Origin of the sequence: Aliiroseovarius sp. F20344, assembly GCF_023016155.1 — a bacterium.
Classification (GTDB): domain Bacteria; phylum Pseudomonadota; class Alphaproteobacteria; order Rhodobacterales; family Rhodobacteraceae; genus Aliiroseovarius.
Genome location: NZ_JALKBG010000003.1, coordinates 289,955 through 306,075 on the forward strand (window position 1 = coordinate 289,955; position 16,121 = coordinate 306,075).

The following is a 16,121-nucleotide window of genomic DNA, read 5'->3' on the forward strand; positions in this document are numbered from 1 at the left end:
GTGTTGTTCAAAGCAAATATTGCCTTTCATCACAAGCTGAAAGTCTCAAGTCAGCGGTTAACTGCAAACGGTATCCCTGAAAATCCTACCCTGAGAATTACTGGAAGCTCGATCAGATCAAGTAGGTTCTGGACGTTTTCTCGGACTTACTTCTGCGCGTAGAACTACGATTTCCGCATTTTCTTGCGGCATTATCTGTTGCGCCCCGTTAAAAGGCCCGTCAAACACCAGCAAACTCTGGGGCCTTGGAAAGGGCACATGGACAGTCAGATGAAACCAGCACGGATCGAATTCAACGCCGTCACCTTCACGGTGGCCGAGCGGCAGATTCTCTCCGAAATGTCGGTCGATCTGACGGCTCGGCGTGTCGGCATAATCGGGCGCAATGGGTCAGGCAAGACAAGCTTTGCCCGGGTTCTGTCTGGATTGGTGAAGCCCAGCAAAGGTTCGGTCCGCATTGAAGGACTGGACCCCGCCAAAGACCGCCGCGCAGCACTCTCTCTGGTGGGCATCCTGTTTCAAAACCCCGATCACCAGATCATCTTCCCAACTGTGGTCGAAGAGCTAACCTTTGGCCTGCGCCAGCTTGGCCTTGACGACCCGGAAGGGGCTGCACGCCATCAGCTGGAGAAGTTCGGCAAGGCGCATTGGGCTGACAGTCACGTGCATGGCCTGTCGCAAGGGCAGAAGCAATTGGTCTGCCTTATGGCGGTTCTAGCCATGGCCCCGCGCATTCTGGTTCTGGACGAACCCTTTGCCGGTTTGGACATTCCCACACGCATGCAACTTGGCCGCTATCTGGACCGCTATGACGGAACCTTGGTACACGTCACGCATGATCCGGCTGATCTTTCGGACTATGATCATGTGATCTGGATCGAAGCCGGCCAGTTGGTTCAGCAAGGCGCGCCGGACGACGTCCTGCCCGCATTTACGACCCAGATGAAACAGCAGGGGGAAAGCGATGATATCTCTGACCTCTCCGATTGAGACCCGCGCCCATGGTTGGCCCGCAGGGTTAAAGCTTGGGCTGTTGTGTGTTGCTACGATTGTGCTGTTTAAGGCTGAAAGCCTGATATTCCATCTGACCGCATTTGCGGGGTTGTTGATGGCCTATGCGCTGCCCGGAACGGTTTTCCTGAAAGCCGGGCTTCGCGCCTTGAAACTTCTTTGGCCCTTCGTCGCTTTGGTTGCTCTGTATCACATCGTGACGCGCACCTCGGTCGAGGGGCTTGTGATCATCCTGCGCATGTTGACCGCCGTTGGGTTGGCCAATCTGGTTACGATGACGACGCGGCTGTCAGACATGATCGCAGTTGTGCGCTGGCTGGCCACTCCGCTACGCGCGATAGGACTGCGTACCGAATACCTTGAGACCGCAATCGCGTTGGTCATTCGCTTTACGCCTGTGTTGATAAGCAAAGGCACTCACCTGACCGAGGCATGGCGCGCCCGGTCTGCCCGCCGTCCCGGCTGGCGCATCATCCTGCCATTCACTGTTCTTGCGTTAGATGACGCAGACCACATTGCCGACGCGCTGCGTGCGCGCGGTGGCTTCGATGCCATGAAGGAGAATCCCTAGATGGAAAGAAACGTTGTATTGATCGCCCTTTTTGCGGCCCTTATCGCCGCACTCGGACTGATCCCCAAGATCGCCCTGCCTTTCGGCGTTCCAATCACCGCCCAAAGCCTTGGCATCATGCTGTGCGGCACTGTGCTTGGCGCGAAGCGCGGTGCCTTGGCCGTTCTGCTGTTCCTTCTGCTGGTTGCCATCGGTCTGCCGCTTTTGGCAGGTGGACGCGGTGGCTTGGGCGTCTTCGCAAGCCCCACAGTCGGCTTCCTGATCGGCTTCCCAATTGCAGCTTTCGTGACCGGCCTGATCACCGAAAAGTGGCGCGCCGGCCCCCTTTGGCTTGGTGCTGGCATCGCATCGGTCATTGGTGGAATTGTTGTGCTGTATGCTTTCGGCATTCCCGGCATGGCCTTCATGCTGGACAAAACACTGGTGGAAGCCACAGGGCTCATCACAGCCTTCATCCCGGGCGACGTGATTAAGGCTGCCTTAGCTGGCATGTTGACTGCGGCGCTGGCCAAAGCGCGTCCAGCAAGCGTGTTGTCACGCGCTTAAGACAAAACAAAGCACTCGGCTAAGGCCGAACGCAAGCCGCGGTTGCTCCTCAGCACCCGCGGCTTTTCTTTGCCTGTAGACCGAGCCAGATTTCGGCAAATCTCGATCCAGACCAAGTTCTGCTAGACCCACCGAATTTCCATACCCTATCAATTTGAGGGTAAGAGCAGGAGAATCGCCATGGCCGCCAAGAAAAACGTGCTGTTCATCATCATCGACCAGCTTCGCGCGGATTGCCTGCATGGGGCGTTGGCCGGTCACGTAGATCTGCCCAACCTACGCGCGCTGATGGGCGAAAGCGTCACCTTCAAGCGGCATTTTTCAGTTGTGAATCCCTGCGGGCCGTCGCGCGCCTCAATCCTGACCGGGCAGTATTCGATGAACCACCGCTCGGTCCGCAATGGCACGCCCCTGCGCCACGACACGCCGACGCTTCCCAGCGAAATGCGCAAGGCCGGGTATTTGCCGATGCTGTTTGGCTACACCGACACGTCGTTTGATCCGCGAGTTCACGCGCCAGAAGACCCGGTGATGCACACCTATGAAAGCCCGATGGAAGGTTTTGTCGAGCAGATCGAAATGCGGCTTGAGATGTCTTATCCGTGGCGTTCACACTTAATGGGCAAAGGGCATCACTGGAACAACTACTGGCAGCTTTATATTCCCGGCGGTGATGGGTCTGCCCTGAACGCTCCCGCCGTTTACGCGGCTGAAGACAGCGATACCGCTTTTCTGACCGATCAGTTTTTGGAACGAATGCCAGCCTATGCCGACCAAAGCTGGTTCGCGCATCTGACCTATATACGCCCGCATCCACCTTTGGTGGCCCCCGCACCCTACAACGACATGTATGATCCAAAGACGTTGCCCGCACCTGCCCGCGTTGGCACGCGAGAGGATGAGGCAGCGGTCCATCCATTCTTTGGTCCAGCGATCGCCAACGAAAAAGCGGCGAATTTCGTGCTTGGCACAAAGGCAGATGACAGCGATGAGACTCTACAAGCCCTACGCGCGGTCTATTTGGGTCTGGCCACCGAAGTGGATCACCATATTGGGCGCGTGGTTACGTTTCTGAAAGACAGCGGACAGTGGGACAACACGCTGCTTGTGGTAACCGCGGACCATGGCGAGATGCTGGGCGACCATCACGCATGGGGCAAGCATTCGGTTTATGACGCGGCCTATCACACGCCGTTGATCATCCGGGGCCCGGGCTGCAAGGCTGGCCATGTGGTGGACGTTCCAACAGAAAGCATCGACCTGACACCAACGATCCTGAACTGGGTAGGGCAAGAGGTTCCCAACGCGATGGATGGGCGATCGCTTTTGCAGTTCTTGGCCGGTGACACGCCGGAGGACTGGAGGGATTATTCCTTCTCGGAACTGGATTTCGGGGATCCGATATCGCCCACGATCTGGCAAAAGACACTGGGCACGGATGCAAGCACGTCCTGCGTCAGTATCTTACGCGACAGCCGTTTCACCCTGATCGAATTTGCAGCCGACTTGCCTCCGCTTTTGTTCGATCACGAAGGCAAGGGCGAACTGGAAGACATCGCAGAGAACCCAGAATTTGCCGCCGATCTTGCGCGTCTAACACGGCAAATGTTGCGCCACCGCATGCGCAACATGGATCACACGCTGTCATATGACATGATCACCGACAACGGACCGAAGCGGGCGCAGCGTTACCCGGAAAACGACGCCAGCGCATAGTCCGCCACATCTTTCAGGCTGCGCGCGCGCGCCTTTGGTTCCACGCCAAGCCGCTCCATCGGAAGGCCCGCGCGGTTCAGCCAGATCGTGTGATAGCCAAACCATGTTGCCCCGCACACGTCCCAGCAATTGGACGATACGAACAGGATATCTTCGGCGGGAAGGCCAAACGCATCTGGTCCCATCTGATAAGCCTCGGGCGCCGTTTTGAACTTGCCCACGTCATCGACAGACAGGACATGATCAAGAAGCCCATCAAGTTTGGCGGCCGTCAAGGCGCTGTTGATCATCGCGTGTGTGCCGTTGGACAGGATCGCCATGGGCACGCCAGCCTTTCTCAACCGGGTAAGTTGTGCGAGGTTTTCGTCAAAGGCTGTGAGTTCCTCGTATGCACCCATCAAGGCGGCTTGCATGTCAGGGGTCAGATCAACCTCATGCAGCGCGCAGGCATAGTCCAGACCGTTGCCCGTAACCTGCCAGAAATCCGCATATTGATCGCACATTGTCCGCAAGCGGGTGTATTCAATCTGCTTGTCACGCCATGTCGTGGCAATTGCCGCACCTTTGCCGGGGAAGAACTGCTCGGCCAGCGCACCAACGGAATAGACATCCAGCAGGGTTCCGTAAGCGTCGAAGGCAATGGCTTTGATGGGCATGGGGTATCCTTTCCGTTCGCCCCTTTAGCCTAGGGGCAGATGGGGCAGTCAGGAAAGGGAAAACGGGCGCGGTGGTATTCCTACCTTCGCGCCCGCCTGAAAGGGTTTAGTCGATAACGCGGACCGCGCCTTTGGCCGCAGACGACGCGAGCATCGCATAGGCTTTCAGTGCCTTGGATACTTTACGCTTCCGCGGCGCGGCAGGGGCCCAGCCCTTTTCGTCCTGCGCCTTGCGACGTGTGGCCATTTCTTCGTCCGACACAGCCAAATTGATGGTGCGGTTTGGAATGTCGATCTCGATCTTGTCGCCTTGCTGGACAAGCCCAATTGCGCCACCCTCAGCCGCTTCCGGCGATACGTGACCGATCGACAGGCCCGATGTACCGCCCGAGAATCGACCATCCGTCAGAAGCGCACAGGCTTTGCCCAGACCCTTCGATTTCAGATAGCTGGTCGGATACAGCATTTCCTGCATTCCCGGACCGCCACGTGGGCCTTCGTAACGGATGACGACCACGTCGCCTTCCTTCACTTTGCCTGTCAGGATGTCGCTGACTGCAGCGTCTTGGCTTTCGCAAACATGCGCGGTGCCAGTGAATTGCAGGATTGACGCATCAACACCTGCGGTCTTCACGATGCAGCCATCCAGCGCGATGTTGCCGAACAGAACCGCAAGACCACCGTCTTGGCTGAACGCATGTTCCTTGGATCGGATCACGCCACCTTCGCGGTCGGTGTCGAGTTCCTTATACCGATTCTCGGTCGAGAACGCCTGCGTGGTGCGCACACCGCCGGGGGCAGCCTTAAACAGGCTTTCCGCTTCGGGGTTGTTGGCAACCTTGATGTCCCATTTGGCGATCGCCTCGCCCATGGTCGCGGAATGCACGGTCGAACAATCGTTGTGCAACAGACCGGCGCGGGAAAGTTCACCAAGGATCGAGAAGATGCCGCCGGCACGGTGCACGTCCTCCATATGAACGTTGGCCGTGTTTGGCGCGACCTTACACAGGCAGGGCACCTTGCGGCTGAGCGCATCCATATGGGTCATGTTGAAATCAACCTCGCCCTCATAGGCGATGGCCAGAAGGTGCAACACGGTGTTCGTCGACCCGCCCATGGCGATGTCCAACGACATGGCGTTTTCAAACGCTTCAAAGCTCGCGATTTCACGCGGAAGCAGGCCTTTTTCTTCGTCTTGATAGTGGCGCTTGGTGATCTCAACGATCTTGCGACCAGCCTCAAGGAACAGGTGCTTACGATCGGCGTGGGTTGCAAGCGTCGAACCGTTGCCCGGCAGAGCCAGACCCAGCGCCTCGGCCAGACAGTTCATCGAGTTCGCGGTGAACATGCCCGAGCACGACCCGCAGGTTGGGCAGGCGTTTTCTTCAATATGCTGTACTTGCTCGTCGGTATATTTGTCGTCGGCTGCGGCGACCATCGCATCAACAAGGTCAATCTTCTTGGTGTCCAGATCGGCAAGGTCAATCTTGCCCGCTTCCATCGGACCACCAGAGACGAAGATCACCGGGATGTTCAGGCGCATCGCGGCCATCAACATGCCGGGCGTGATCTTGTCGCAGTTCGAGATACAAACCATGGCATCCGCACAGTGGGCGTTAACCATGTATTCGACGCTGTCTGCGATCACTTCGCGCGATGGCAGCGAATACAGCATCCCGTCATGGCCCATGGCGATCCCGTCATCAACCGCGATGGTGTTGAATTCCTTGGCGACGCCACCGGCGGCCTCGACCTCGCGCGCAACCATTTGGCCCAGATCTTTCAGGTGAACGTGGCCCGGCACGAACTGGGTAAAGCTGTTCACGATGGCAATGATCGGTTTGCCAAAGTCACTGTCGGTCATGCCCGTCGCGCGCCAAAGGCCGCGGGCACCGGCCATATTACGGCCATGGGTCGAAGTTCTGGAACGGTAAGCAGGCATGCGGTCCCCACCTTTATCTTGAATTTTCTGTCTGGCAGCGATTATCACTCTGCGGGCTTCGAAACCAGTGTTGATTAAGAAACGGCACGCAAACAAGGCCGACATGCCTAAAAAAGTTGAAGTTGAGACTTTGCCTACCTCTTTGCTTGGCGCGCACCGCGCAGAGGGTTAGGATCGGGCTGATCCGTTTTGATAAAGGTATTTCTCAATGAAAAAACGTAAGGTTCTGGTCACCGGCTCGGCTGGTTTCATCGGCTACCACCTGTCCAAGTTGCTTCTTGCCGAAGGTTTCCGCGTCCACGGCTTTGACGGGATGACCGATTACTACGATGTGACGCTGAAGCAGCGCCGCCACCAGATGCTTTTGCAGAACGAAACCTTCACAGCGACCGAGGGTATGCTTGAAGATCTGGAACGTTTTGATGAGATGGCGGATGAATTTGCGCCTGACATCATCGTGCATCTCGCTGCGCAAGCTGGCGTGCGCTACAGCCTTGAGAACCCTCGCGCCTATATCGATTCAAACGTGGTCGGCACGTTCAACGTGATGGAGGCTGCCCGCCGTCACGAAGTGGATCACCTTCTGATGGCCTCGACCAGTTCAGTCTATGGTGCGAATGACGAAATGCCGTTCACCGAGACCGAGAAAGCAGACACCCAGCTGACCATCTATGCTGCCACCAAGAAAGCCAACGAAAGCATGGGGCACAGCTATGCTCATCTTTGGAACATCCCAACCACGATGTTCCGTTTCTTCACGGTGTATGGCCCATGGGGCCGTCCAGATATGGCGCTGTTCAAGTTCACTAAGGGGATTGTCGAAGGCACGCCCATCGATATCTACAATAATGGCGACATGTTCCGCGACTTTACTTATGTCGAGGATCTGGTGCGCGGCATCCGTCTACTCATCGACGCCGCCCCCGTACGCTCTGAAAGTAAGGACGACATCGAAGAAGGTGACAGCCTGTCCCCCGCCGCACCCTATCGCGTGGTGAATGTCGGCAATTCTGACAAGGTACGCCTGTTGGACTTCGTGGAAGCGATCGAAGACGCATTGGGAAAGAAAGCCGAACGAAACTACATGGAGATGCAGAAAGGCGATGTTCCGGCCACTTGGGCCGACGCAACCCTGCTTCAGCGTCTAACCGGCTACCGCCCAGCGACTGATTTCCGCGACGGGGTGAACAGTTTCGTGGCTTGGTATCGGGATTACTACAAAGTCTAGAGGGTTAGGTCAGGGCACCGTTCTCTGCTCATACGATTCTATTCGCTGACACATCAAAGCCCGCCGAAATGCGGCGGGCTTTGATCAGATCTCAATCGGGATGGGGGAAAGATCAAGAAGCGGAAGCGCAAACTTCGGCTCAATCCCTACAACCGCTAGAATTGTGGTTTTATTTAAAGCCGGTGGCGTGTTCGAAACCGTCGGAGACCAGACCTCCAATTTCATCTGGGCCTGCGTTGCAGCCGCCAGATCCATGTCTGGCGCATGATGCGGCGCCTTCAGTGGTTGTGACGCTGCGACCGGAAAACTGTCCCCAGCCAATAGCGATGCAAGCGCAAACCGATCCCCCTGCTTAATTTCCCAAATGGCCTGCGAAAAGGTCTGCGCATCGGCTGCACTGCTTCCAACACACAAGGCAAATTGATTGGCGTCGCCGATCAGTTCTTCCGGGCAGGCAATCGTAATCCTAAGGGTCATAGAGTTACTCCAATCCGGTCAGCCATCCATTGTTCAAGTAGCGGTATTTGCACCGCAGTTGGCTGCGTTTTCGTTGCATCCCAAACTTGAATTCCGAACAGGCGAAAGGCACCTGGAATGCTTCCCGACAGTCCAGCCATCCCGATCTTCAGCGGGTGAGGTTCGATAAATTCGGTTCCAAGGTTTTGTGTTGTGTTCAGCACCTCGACACCGTCCATGCGGATCGAGACCTGCCCAGGTACAGCCTGCAAAGTAGCGATCCGCTTTTGATGACCGCCCCAAGGTTGAGGTGACGCAGGGTGACTGCTGGACACGCCCTCATCTGAAAGCCGACTGTAGTACCGCAAGCGATCAATGTTTGGGCGAGACCCGATAGACATGGCGTTATACCTGTTCCTACCAATCTCAGCGAAGTTCACGCGGGACGTACCTGTTGTTGACAGCATCTCATATCCCAGAACCATCGTAAGCGGGTTTCCTACACGCAGCAGCGAAGCAGTTTCCAAGCCATCATCGACACCATCGGTTTCGACCCACTGATAGTTACCATCAGTTCGATAACTTGGGCGCGCCGCACTGACAGGTTGGCTTAGATCCACCCCATTCTGGCTATTGTCCTGCCACAAACCAATTGGCTGGTTATCAGCGGTTACGGGGGTAGTTCCGGCACTGTCTTGAAACAGCTTTGTCGTATCCGCAGCGTCAAACATGGCAGAAGGCGAAAGCTGCAAGGGTGAAAATGGTACCACCGGCGCGGCCCCTGATTTTCGAAGGGCCACAGCCGGAATCTCAAATCCCAGCGCCATCATCAGATCAACACAAACGCATGGATGCCAGTAGCCGTTGTGCCGGTCGACATGATTTTCCGCACTCCAACCGGAAGGATCGAGTTATCGGCAACCACAACTGAACGTGCCGATCCTGCAACGCTTTCAAACGCAACCACACCACCGCCTTCGACATAAATGGATACAGCAGTGTTTGGCAGATCGCTTAGATCAGATGGCAAAACGGGTTCCATGTCGGTCGCTGGTCCACGAAGGGATGGCGAACGGCTCTCGAAGGGATTGGACATAGCAAGCTCCTGACAAGTTCACACGCAGTCAGACGCCGAACCTGACGCCATACGTGATGGGATATCGAGCTTTCTAAGAAGAGAGGTTGAAGAAGCCTTAACCGGACCGAACGCTGGCTACGACGCTCCCAGCGAACGAGGCAACACCCCGGCTTGGAGGGGCGACAATGTCTGCTCTGACAATTGGTCCCAAAGGCTGTTCAGCGTGTCCTTGCTGTTCTTTGGATCACGGTAAATGCGGATCTCAAGATCCGTAGAAAGGCGATCGTCCACAACCGTCAGCATTCCCTCTTCGATTTCCGTCTGGCACAGGCTTAGGGGCAACCAACCCATGCCGAACCCCTCAAGAATCATCGCTTTAACGCTGTTGGCCAAGGCGTTTTGGTTCACAACGAACACTTTGCGCGGACTAACGATCTGTTCGACGACAAACTCCTGAACCGACCGCAACGCCGAAACCGCGCCGTAAGACAAAAGCGGGATGGCCTCTTTCGCATCTTCCCGGAAGGAGAATTCTGGCCCACCGCTCGGCTTGCACCGGGACACTTGCACAAACCGATCATGCGCCAAAGTCATGTGTTCGAAGTTGGCCACTTCCAATGGGCCGAGATAGTCCATCGAGGGATGCCAATAGGTCAAAAACGCATCGCAATATCGTTGCTGCAATGCGCTGACAAACTGATCCGCCGCCCAAGAGGTTGAGTTCAGATCGGATTCCATTCCACCTTCTGTCACCAAAGGCGCAATCAGGTGCTTATAGTGCGTCATGTAAAGCGATTGCGATGCCGCGAAGCGGATGACGTTCTCTTTGGCGGCGTCAATGGTCTGACAACGCTCAATGGTTTCCTCATAAGTGCGCAACATGATGCGCGCCTGAGACAGAAACACATCCCCCGCCGGCGTCAACGTCAGCGGCAGAGTTTCACGATTGATCAGCCGAACACCGATATCATTCTCAAGAGCACGAATGCGTCGCGAAAAAGCAGGCTGACTGACATTACGTTCTTCGGCTGCGCGCGAGAAATTCCTGCACGCAACCAACGCTTCGAAGTCTTTCAACCAAACTACATCCAACGGATCAATCCGCCCTAGAGGCCAGGCGCATCCGCATCCAATCGCCCTTCTTCAAGGGCATGACAGGCAACTGTGCTGCCGTCTGGTTGGTGAATGGCGCGTGGCTTTTCACTTTTGCATCTGTCATTCGCAAAGATGCAGCGGCTTTGGAAGGGGCAACCTTGCGGCAGATTGATCGGCGTCGGTATCTCGCCCTTCAGGCGGATATGGTTCGGTCGATCATCCTTCAGCTGCGGCACAGCGGACAGCAGGGCCTTAGTATAGGGATGTTTTGGATTCGAAAACAGTGTTGCAGTATCGGCAACTTCGCAAACCGTCCCAAGATACAGAACCGCAACCCGTGTGCCGAAATGTTCAACTACGCTAAGATCGTGAGTGATGAACAAATAAGTCAGCCCGCGGCTTTCCTTCGCTTCCAGCATCAGGTTCAGAACCTGCGCCTGAATAGACACGTCCAATGCGCTGATTGGCTCATCGGCGATGATGAACTCGGGATCGACGGTCAATGCTCGTGCGATGGCAATACGCTGACGCTGTCCACCGGAAAACTCGTGCGGGTAGCGCTTGATCCAAGTGGGATCTACGCCCACGGACATCATCACTTCGGTTACCTTGTCGCGCACTTCTGCAGCCGAGAACTTCGGATTGTGATGGCGCACGGGCTCTTCGAGCGCTTGCAGAATGGTCATACGCGGGTTCAGAGACGCATACGGGTTCTGAAAAATCATCTGGATCTTTTTGCGCAAGGGCTGAATCTCACCACGCGAAAGATCATCGATGCGCTGACCTTCATAGTAAATCTCGCCAGCACTGGGGGTCAAAAGCCCCGCCACCAGCCGAGCGACTGTCGACTTGCCACAGCCACTTTCGCCAACGACGCACAAAGCTTCGCCGCGATTAACATCCAGCGTGACATTGTTTACCGCATGAACCGAGCGTGTTTCGCGCGTGATCCGTCCACCTTTGAACTTCACAGTCTCTAGAAAGCCCTGATCAAGATCGAACCGCTTCTCAAGTCCTTTGATTTCAAGAAGGGGGGATTGTACTGCCATATCCTTCATGCCTTGGCCTCCCGACGGGCGTCATTCGATTGCAGGCGCTGAACCTCGTGGCAGGCGACCTCGACCTCACCAAAATGCGAAATCTCGGGAATACGCGTGCGACATAAATCCGTTGCGTATTCACAGCGCGGGTTGAATGGGCATCCTTGAGGGATGTTCGTCAACGACGGCATATTGCCAGGGATCTGCTTCAACCTATGCCCAGGCAGCGTCTGCTGCGGAAGCGCGTTGATCAAACCTTGCGTGTAAGGATGCTGCGGATCATTGATGATCTCGCGCGTGCGACCAGCCTCAATAATACGGCCCGCATACATAACCAAAGTTCGTTCGGTCATCTGGCTTACCACACCAAGGTCGTGCGTGATCAGGATCAAACCCACTTGATTGGACTGGCATAGCTCGAGCAGCAGTTCCATGATGTCAGCCTGAATGGTCACATCCAATGCTGTGGTCGGCTCATCCGCGATGATAAGCTGTGGATCTAGCAAAAGCGCAATTGCAATGATGATCCGCTGGCGCATCCCGCCCGAAAGCTCGTGCGGGTATTGGTCCAAACGCTCTTCGGGTGAAGGAATATAGACTTCACGCAGCTTCACAATGGCAATCTTGCGCGCTTCTTCACGCGACAACTTTCTGTGCGCCATAAGCGTTTCGATCATTTGCTGCCCGATGGTCAGAACCGGGTTCAATGTCACCATTGGGTCCTGAAAGATCATCGCCATGCGGTTGCCGCGCATGTTGCGAAGCTGCTTGTCATTCATGCTGACAACATCTTCACCTTCGAACATGATCTCGCCGTGGTCGATATAACCCGGACGGCTGAGAAGGTTCATCAAAGCGAATCCGGTGATAGATTTGCCAGCACCGCTTTCACCAACGATGCCAAGGCGTTCACCCTTCGCAAGGTCAAACGAAATGCCATTCAAAGCGGTAACCGTATTTTCGCGCATCGCAAATTTTACGGTCAGGTCACGGACGGAAAGTAGGCTCATCTCGTCACCCCTTGTAAAGTTTCGGGTTCAGGACATCGCGCATCCAATCGCCCAACAGATTGATAACCAGAACCAGTACCACAAGAACAATTCCGGGAATGGCGGTGATCCACCAGCTGCCCGAGAAAATGTAGTCAAAGCCCGATGAAATCAGCGACCCCAGCGATGGTTGGCTGGGTGGCATACCAAGTCCAAGGAAGCTCAGCGATGCCTCGGAAATGATTGCGTTGGCCACCTGCACAGTCGAGATCACGAAGATCGGCGAAAGCGAGTTTGGTAGGATGTGGCGCACCATGATGCGCCCCGGACCAAAGCCGAGCACACGGGCACTGTCCACATATTCTTTCTTCTTCTCTGCCAGAACGGTCGCACGAACTGTCCGCGCATATTGCGGCCACTCTGCCACGCCGATCACGGCAATTAGAAAGTAAACCGCGTATTGGTTGAAGGTCTCAGACCCAAACATAGCCTGCGTGACTGCCAAAAAGATGATCGCAACCATCAGGGTCGAAAAGCTAAGCTGAATGTCAGCCAGACGCATCAAAAGGCTATCAACGCGCCCGCCCACATAGCCTGCGATCAGACCAATTGAGATCCCCAGGAAGGCCTGCAATGCCACGGCACAAATACCGATCAGAAGAGACAGGCGGGTACCGTAAAGAATTGTCGACCACAAGTCGCGACCTTGGTCGTCGGTGCCCAACGAAAACTCAGGCAAAGCTCCTGACACCCAGAACGGGGGGTACTCGGAATTCATGATGTCGATCGATGCCGGATCATACGGATCATAAGGCGCAATCAACGGTGCGAAAAAAGCCGACACTGCGATGATCAGGAAGACCGCCATGCTGAAAATGGCCACAGGGTTCTTGCGGAAGCTGTAACCCATGTTCGAGTTCCAGATCTTCGACCAACGCGACGGCTCGGTGCGGGGGTTCACGGTTTCGGTGCTCATGCGCCCATCCTCGCGATGTTCACGGTTGGGTTCACCAAACCATAGATCAGATCAACAATCGTGTTGGTTACGACGAAGATAAATCCCACGACGATCAGGTAAGCCACGATCAAGGGCGTATCGACGCGATTCACGGCCTCAAGGAACATGAAGCCCATACCCGGCCACTGGAACACAGTCTCGGTCAGAATGGTGTAGGCCACCATGGTACCGATCTGCACACCGCCCACGGTGATGACAGGCAGCAGTGTGTTTTTCAGGGCGTGCAGGAAATAAATGCGACGGGGATTGATCCCCTTCGCTTTGGCGAATTTCACGTATTCCGATTGCAGCACTTCCATCATTTCTGAGCGGATCAGCCGGATGAAAAGCGGTAGCATGATCGACGCTAGTGCAAATGACGGTAGAATGATGTGCATCCAGCCATCTGCTGTTGCAAAATTGGTTTCCCAGTATCCGAAGACAGGCACAGTATCGCCACGCCCATAAGACGGGAACCATCCATATTCGACTGAGAAGACATAGATCATCATTATCGCCGTGAGGAAGACCGGGATCGAAATCCCAATGATCGAAAGCCCCATAATTATGCGGCTCAAAATCGAGTCCGGCTTGATCGCCGTATACACACCCAGCGGGACCGACAGGCCGATGATAATAATGGTTGCGCCCATCACAAGCTCAAGTGTGGCAGGCAGCTTCTTTAGGATCACGTCCAGCGCTGGTTCCTTAAAGAAATACGAGGTTCCCAGATCGCCTTGAAGAGCATTACCAGCAAAGCGCAGATACTGAGTCATGAAGCTGTCGTTCAGCCCCAATTCATCCCGCAATTGCTGTCGGGTTTCCTCAGATACGGATTGTCCGACCAGCTCGCGTAGAGGGTCGCCCAGATTGCCCTGGATGGCAAAGCCGATCACCGAGATGACAAACATCACTGCAATCGCCTGAAATACTCGTTTCACGAGATAGGCAAACATCGTTTTGACCTTTGTAGACGTGTCTTATTTTGCGCGCTGCCTGATGTCAGGTGGCTGGCTGGTCTGCAAGACCAAAGCGATCCGTGCGTGCAAGCAAATAAATCCGGGCCGACACTAGGTAGCCGGCCCGGGGAGGATCCCATTACTTGACGACGAGGTCGCCGAAGTACGGGAAGTTCAGTGCGTTTACGATGTCAGCCGAGTTCATGTTCGACTTCGATCCCCAAGCAAGGTTCTGCCAGTGCAGCGGTATGAACGCTGCTTCTTCGTACAGGATACCTTCCAGCTTCTGCAGTTGCTCTGCACGTTTAGCCGGATCGGTTTCGCTGTTCGAAGCATTCATCAGGTCATCCGCCATCGAGTTACAGTAAGCACCCGAGTTGTACTGACCGTTGCCGGTAGCTTCATCCGGGCAAGCCGACAGGAACTGGTGGAAGTTTGCCGAATCTTCGGTATCTGCATGCCAGCCGATCATCATCATGTCTGCAGCGCGCTCGTCGAACTTGGGCCAGTACTGGGCTTTCGGCATGGTCTGCAGGTCAACTTTAATGTTGATCTGCGACAGCATCGACGCAACTGCCTGTGCGATCTTGTCGTCGTTCACATAGCGGTTGTTCGGAGCCATCATGGTGATCGAGAAGCCATCAGCATAACCTGCTTCAGCCATCAGAGCCTTCGCTTTTTCCAGATCGAAACGCGGCGTGATTGCTGGGTCGTGACCCAGGTAGCCAGCCGGCGATGCCTGTGCACCTACGGTGCCGAAGCCACGCATGATGCGATCAACGATACCAGCGTTGTTCACAGCATAGTCGATTGCCAGACGCACTTTCGGGTCCTTGAAGGCCTCGACGCGGTTCTGGTTCATCTGGAAGGTGATGATGCGAGTGCCGGCCATTGTGATCAGGTCAACACCGTCAGCATCGCCAACGCGTTTCAGATCGGTCGGCGGAACCGGCGCGATGAAGTCAACGTCGCCCGACAGAAGCGCGGCCACACGGGTCGGGTCTTCTTTAATCGGCGTCAGGATGATCTTGTCGACGTTGCCTGCTGTTTCAGTGTCCCAGTAATCGCCGAAACGATCAAAGACCACTTTCACACCCTGCTCACGCTCGGACACAACGAACGGGCCAGTACCCGAGATGTTGCGCGATGCAAAGCTGTCACCGTGCTTCACGATTTCCGACTTGTCTTTGCCGTCATCGGTCGTGCCGGTGTAGTACGCGCTGTCCATCGGGAAGATGTACGTCGCGGTGTGCAGCACCAGCGGATAAGGCTCGGCTGTTTTCAGGTCGAAGGTCATGTCGTCGACAACTTCAACATCCGTGAAAGGTGCGAAGATGCCTTTGAAGTCGTCACTGGCCTTCAGACGGTCAAACGTCCAGTCCACGTCTTTTGCAGTCAGCATGTTGCCGGAGTGGAATTTCACACCGTTCTTCAGCTTGAAACGCATGGTGGTGTCGTCGATCTGTTCCCAGCTTTCGGCCAGACGGGCTTCGAACTGCAGATCTTTGGTCCAGCGTACCAGCGGGTCAAAGACCATATGCGACAGCTGAAGCGTGCCGCCAGAAAGCTGTTCATGCGGGTCAAGCGAGACCGGGTCGGCGTCATAAGCAACGCGCACGGTGGTTTCGGCATAAGCTGCCGATGCCAACGTCGCCACTGCGGCGGCCGCCGCAAGGCTACGGACAATCTTTGTCATGGATTTACTCCCCTGTGGTTGTGCTCAAAACGCTAGTCTCAGGCCCACGGGTGCGCAAATGCCTATATCGTATAAGGTATGCAAAGGGCGCATGACGCACTTGCAGTATGCATCAGCCCCGCCCAAAAGAAGGCGGAACTG

Annotated in this window: 16 protein-coding genes; 5 read left to right on the forward strand and 11 right to left on the reverse strand. The window is 55.5% G+C overall.

Annotation, left to right across the window (positions count from 1 at the left end; all coding sequences use genetic code 11):
• Window positions 1-270: 270 nt before the first annotated feature.
• The 4 genes from MWU55_RS01905 (at window position 271) to MWU55_RS01920 (ending at window position 3,844) form a co-directional block, all read left to right on the forward strand.
• Entirely contained in the window at window positions 271-990 is a 720-nt protein-coding gene (locus MWU55_RS01905) for an ABC transporter ATP-binding protein (RefSeq protein WP_246934009.1), read from the forward strand.
• Window positions 965-1,582: an energy-coupling factor transporter transmembrane component T gene (locus MWU55_RS01910; protein ID WP_246934010.1), complete on the forward strand. Its 618-nt coding sequence runs from the start codon at window positions 965-967 to the stop codon at window positions 1,580-1,582. The genes MWU55_RS01905 and MWU55_RS01910 overlap by 26 nt, the downstream gene beginning before the upstream one ends.
• A complete protein-coding gene (locus MWU55_RS01915; protein ID WP_246934011.1) occupies window positions 1,583-2,128 on the forward strand; it encodes a biotin transporter BioY in 546 nt (181 codons plus the stop codon).
• A 180-nt stretch (window positions 2,129-2,308) separates the two neighbouring features.
• Window positions 2,309-3,844, forward strand: a complete 1,536-nt coding sequence (locus MWU55_RS01920) for an alkaline phosphatase family protein (RefSeq protein ID WP_246934012.1) — start codon at window positions 2,309-2,311, stop codon at window positions 3,842-3,844.
• Here the strand turns inward: MWU55_RS01920 and MWU55_RS01925 are convergent.
• The gene (locus tag MWU55_RS01925) at window positions 3,817-4,500 is read right to left on the reverse strand and encodes a haloacid dehalogenase type II (RefSeq protein ID WP_246934013.1); all 684 of its coding nucleotides are present in this window, start codon (window positions 4,498-4,500) and stop codon (window positions 3,817-3,819) included. The genes MWU55_RS01920 and MWU55_RS01925 overlap by 28 nt on opposite strands.
• Window positions 4,501-4,606: 106 nt before the next feature.
• Window positions 4,607-6,442, reverse strand: a complete 1,836-nt coding sequence (gene ilvD, locus MWU55_RS01930) for a dihydroxy-acid dehydratase (protein ID WP_246934014.1) — start codon at window positions 6,440-6,442, stop codon at window positions 4,607-4,609.
• Between the two features lie 208 nt (window positions 6,443-6,650).
• Here ilvD and MWU55_RS01935 point away from each other — a divergent pair, with 208 nt between their 5' ends.
• Window positions 6,651-7,670, forward strand: a complete 1,020-nt coding sequence (locus MWU55_RS01935) for an NAD-dependent epimerase/dehydratase family protein (RefSeq protein WP_246934015.1) — start codon at window positions 6,651-6,653, stop codon at window positions 7,668-7,670.
• An 84-nt stretch (window positions 7,671-7,754) separates the two neighbouring features.
• Here MWU55_RS01935 and MWU55_RS01940 read toward each other — a convergent pair whose 3' ends face one another.
• The 9 genes from MWU55_RS01940 to MWU55_RS01980 form a co-directional block, all read right to left on the reverse strand.
• Window positions 7,755-8,147, reverse strand: a complete 393-nt coding sequence (locus MWU55_RS01940) for a hypothetical protein (RefSeq protein WP_246934016.1) — start codon at window positions 8,145-8,147, stop codon at window positions 7,755-7,757.
• Complete coding sequence (locus tag MWU55_RS01945; protein ID WP_246934017.1) at window positions 8,144-8,953, reverse strand: hypothetical protein; 810 nt, start codon at window positions 8,951-8,953, stop codon at window positions 8,144-8,146. The genes MWU55_RS01940 and MWU55_RS01945 overlap by 4 nt, the downstream gene beginning before the upstream one ends.
• A 2-nt stretch (window positions 8,954-8,955) precedes the next feature.
• The gene (locus MWU55_RS01950) at window positions 8,956-9,222 is read right to left on the reverse strand and encodes a hypothetical protein (RefSeq protein WP_246934018.1); all 267 of its coding nucleotides are present in this window, start codon (window positions 9,220-9,222) and stop codon (window positions 8,956-8,958) included.
• Window positions 9,223-9,339: 117 nt separating this feature from the next.
• Window positions 9,340-10,296: a LysR family transcriptional regulator gene (locus MWU55_RS01955; protein ID WP_246934019.1), complete on the reverse strand. Its 957-nt coding sequence runs from the start codon at window positions 10,294-10,296 to the stop codon at window positions 9,340-9,342.
• Between the two features lie 14 nt (window positions 10,297-10,310).
• Complete coding sequence (locus MWU55_RS01960; RefSeq protein WP_246934020.1) at window positions 10,311-11,357, reverse strand: oligopeptide/dipeptide ABC transporter ATP-binding protein; 1,047 nt, start codon at window positions 11,355-11,357, stop codon at window positions 10,311-10,313.
• Window positions 11,354-12,349, reverse strand: a complete 996-nt coding sequence (locus tag MWU55_RS01965) for an ABC transporter ATP-binding protein (protein WP_246934021.1) — start codon at window positions 12,347-12,349, stop codon at window positions 11,354-11,356. The genes MWU55_RS01960 and MWU55_RS01965 overlap by 4 nt, the downstream gene beginning before the upstream one ends.
• A 4-nt stretch (window positions 12,350-12,353) precedes the next feature.
• On the reverse strand, window positions 12,354-13,304 hold the full coding sequence (locus MWU55_RS01970; protein ID WP_246934022.1) for an ABC transporter permease: 951 nt from the start codon (window positions 13,302-13,304) through the stop codon (window positions 12,354-12,356).
• Window positions 13,301-14,281 (reverse strand): ABC transporter permease, encoded by a 981-nt coding sequence (locus tag MWU55_RS01975; RefSeq protein WP_246934023.1) that lies wholly within the window; start codon window positions 14,279-14,281, stop codon window positions 13,301-13,303. The genes MWU55_RS01970 and MWU55_RS01975 overlap by 4 nt, the downstream gene beginning before the upstream one ends.
• Window positions 14,282-14,423: 142 nt before the next feature.
• Window positions 14,424-15,980 (reverse strand): ABC transporter substrate-binding protein, encoded by a 1,557-nt coding sequence (locus MWU55_RS01980; RefSeq protein ID WP_246934024.1) that lies wholly within the window; start codon window positions 15,978-15,980, stop codon window positions 14,424-14,426.
• Window positions 15,981-16,121: the final 141 nt, after the last annotated feature.

Bases quoted from the DNA above. Each gene is read 5' to 3' on its own strand.
- MWU55_RS01910 (WP_246934010.1), top strand. From the start codon at position 965: ATGATATCTCTGACCTCTCCGATTGAGACCCGCGCCCATGGTTGGCCC.
- MWU55_RS01920 (WP_246934012.1), top strand. From the start codon at position 2,309: ATGGCCGCCAAGAAAAACGTGCTGTTCATCATCATCGACCAGCTTCGC.
- MWU55_RS01940 (WP_246934016.1), bottom strand. From the start codon at position 8,147: ATGACCCTTAGGATTACGATTGCCTGCCCGGAAGAACTGATCGGCGAC.
- MWU55_RS01965 (WP_246934021.1), bottom strand. From the start codon at position 12,349: ATGAGCCTACTTTCCGTCCGTGACCTGACCGTAAAATTTGCGATGCGC.
- MWU55_RS01960 (WP_246934020.1), bottom strand. From the start codon at position 11,357: ATGAAGGATATGGCAGTACAATCCCCCCTTCTTGAAATCAAAGGACTT.
- MWU55_RS01980 (WP_246934024.1), bottom strand. From the start codon at position 15,980: ATGACAAAGATTGTCCGTAGCCTTGCGGCGGCCGCCGCAGTGGCGACG.
- MWU55_RS01925 (WP_246934013.1), bottom strand. From the start codon at position 4,500: ATGCCCATCAAAGCCATTGCCTTCGACGCTTACGGAACCCTGCTGGAT.
- ilvD (WP_246934014.1), bottom strand. From the start codon at position 6,442: ATGCCTGCTTACCGTTCCAGAACTTCGACCCATGGCCGTAATATGGCC.
- MWU55_RS01975 (WP_246934023.1), bottom strand. From the start codon at position 14,281: ATGTTTGCCTATCTCGTGAAACGAGTATTTCAGGCGATTGCAGTGATG.
- MWU55_RS01935 (WP_246934015.1), top strand. From the start codon at position 6,651: ATGAAAAAACGTAAGGTTCTGGTCACCGGCTCGGCTGGTTTCATCGGC.
- MWU55_RS01905 (WP_246934009.1), top strand. From the start codon at position 271: ATGAAACCAGCACGGATCGAATTCAACGCCGTCACCTTCACGGTGGCC.
- MWU55_RS01915 (WP_246934011.1), top strand. From the start codon at position 1,583: ATGGAAAGAAACGTTGTATTGATCGCCCTTTTTGCGGCCCTTATCGCC.
- MWU55_RS01950 (WP_246934018.1), bottom strand. From the start codon at position 9,222: ATGTCCAATCCCTTCGAGAGCCGTTCGCCATCCCTTCGTGGACCAGCG.
- MWU55_RS01970 (WP_246934022.1), bottom strand. From the start codon at position 13,304: ATGAGCACCGAAACCGTGAACCCCCGCACCGAGCCGTCGCGTTGGTCG.
- MWU55_RS01945 (WP_246934017.1), bottom strand. From the start codon at position 8,953: ATGGCGCTGGGATTTGAGATTCCGGCTGTGGCCCTTCGAAAATCAGGG.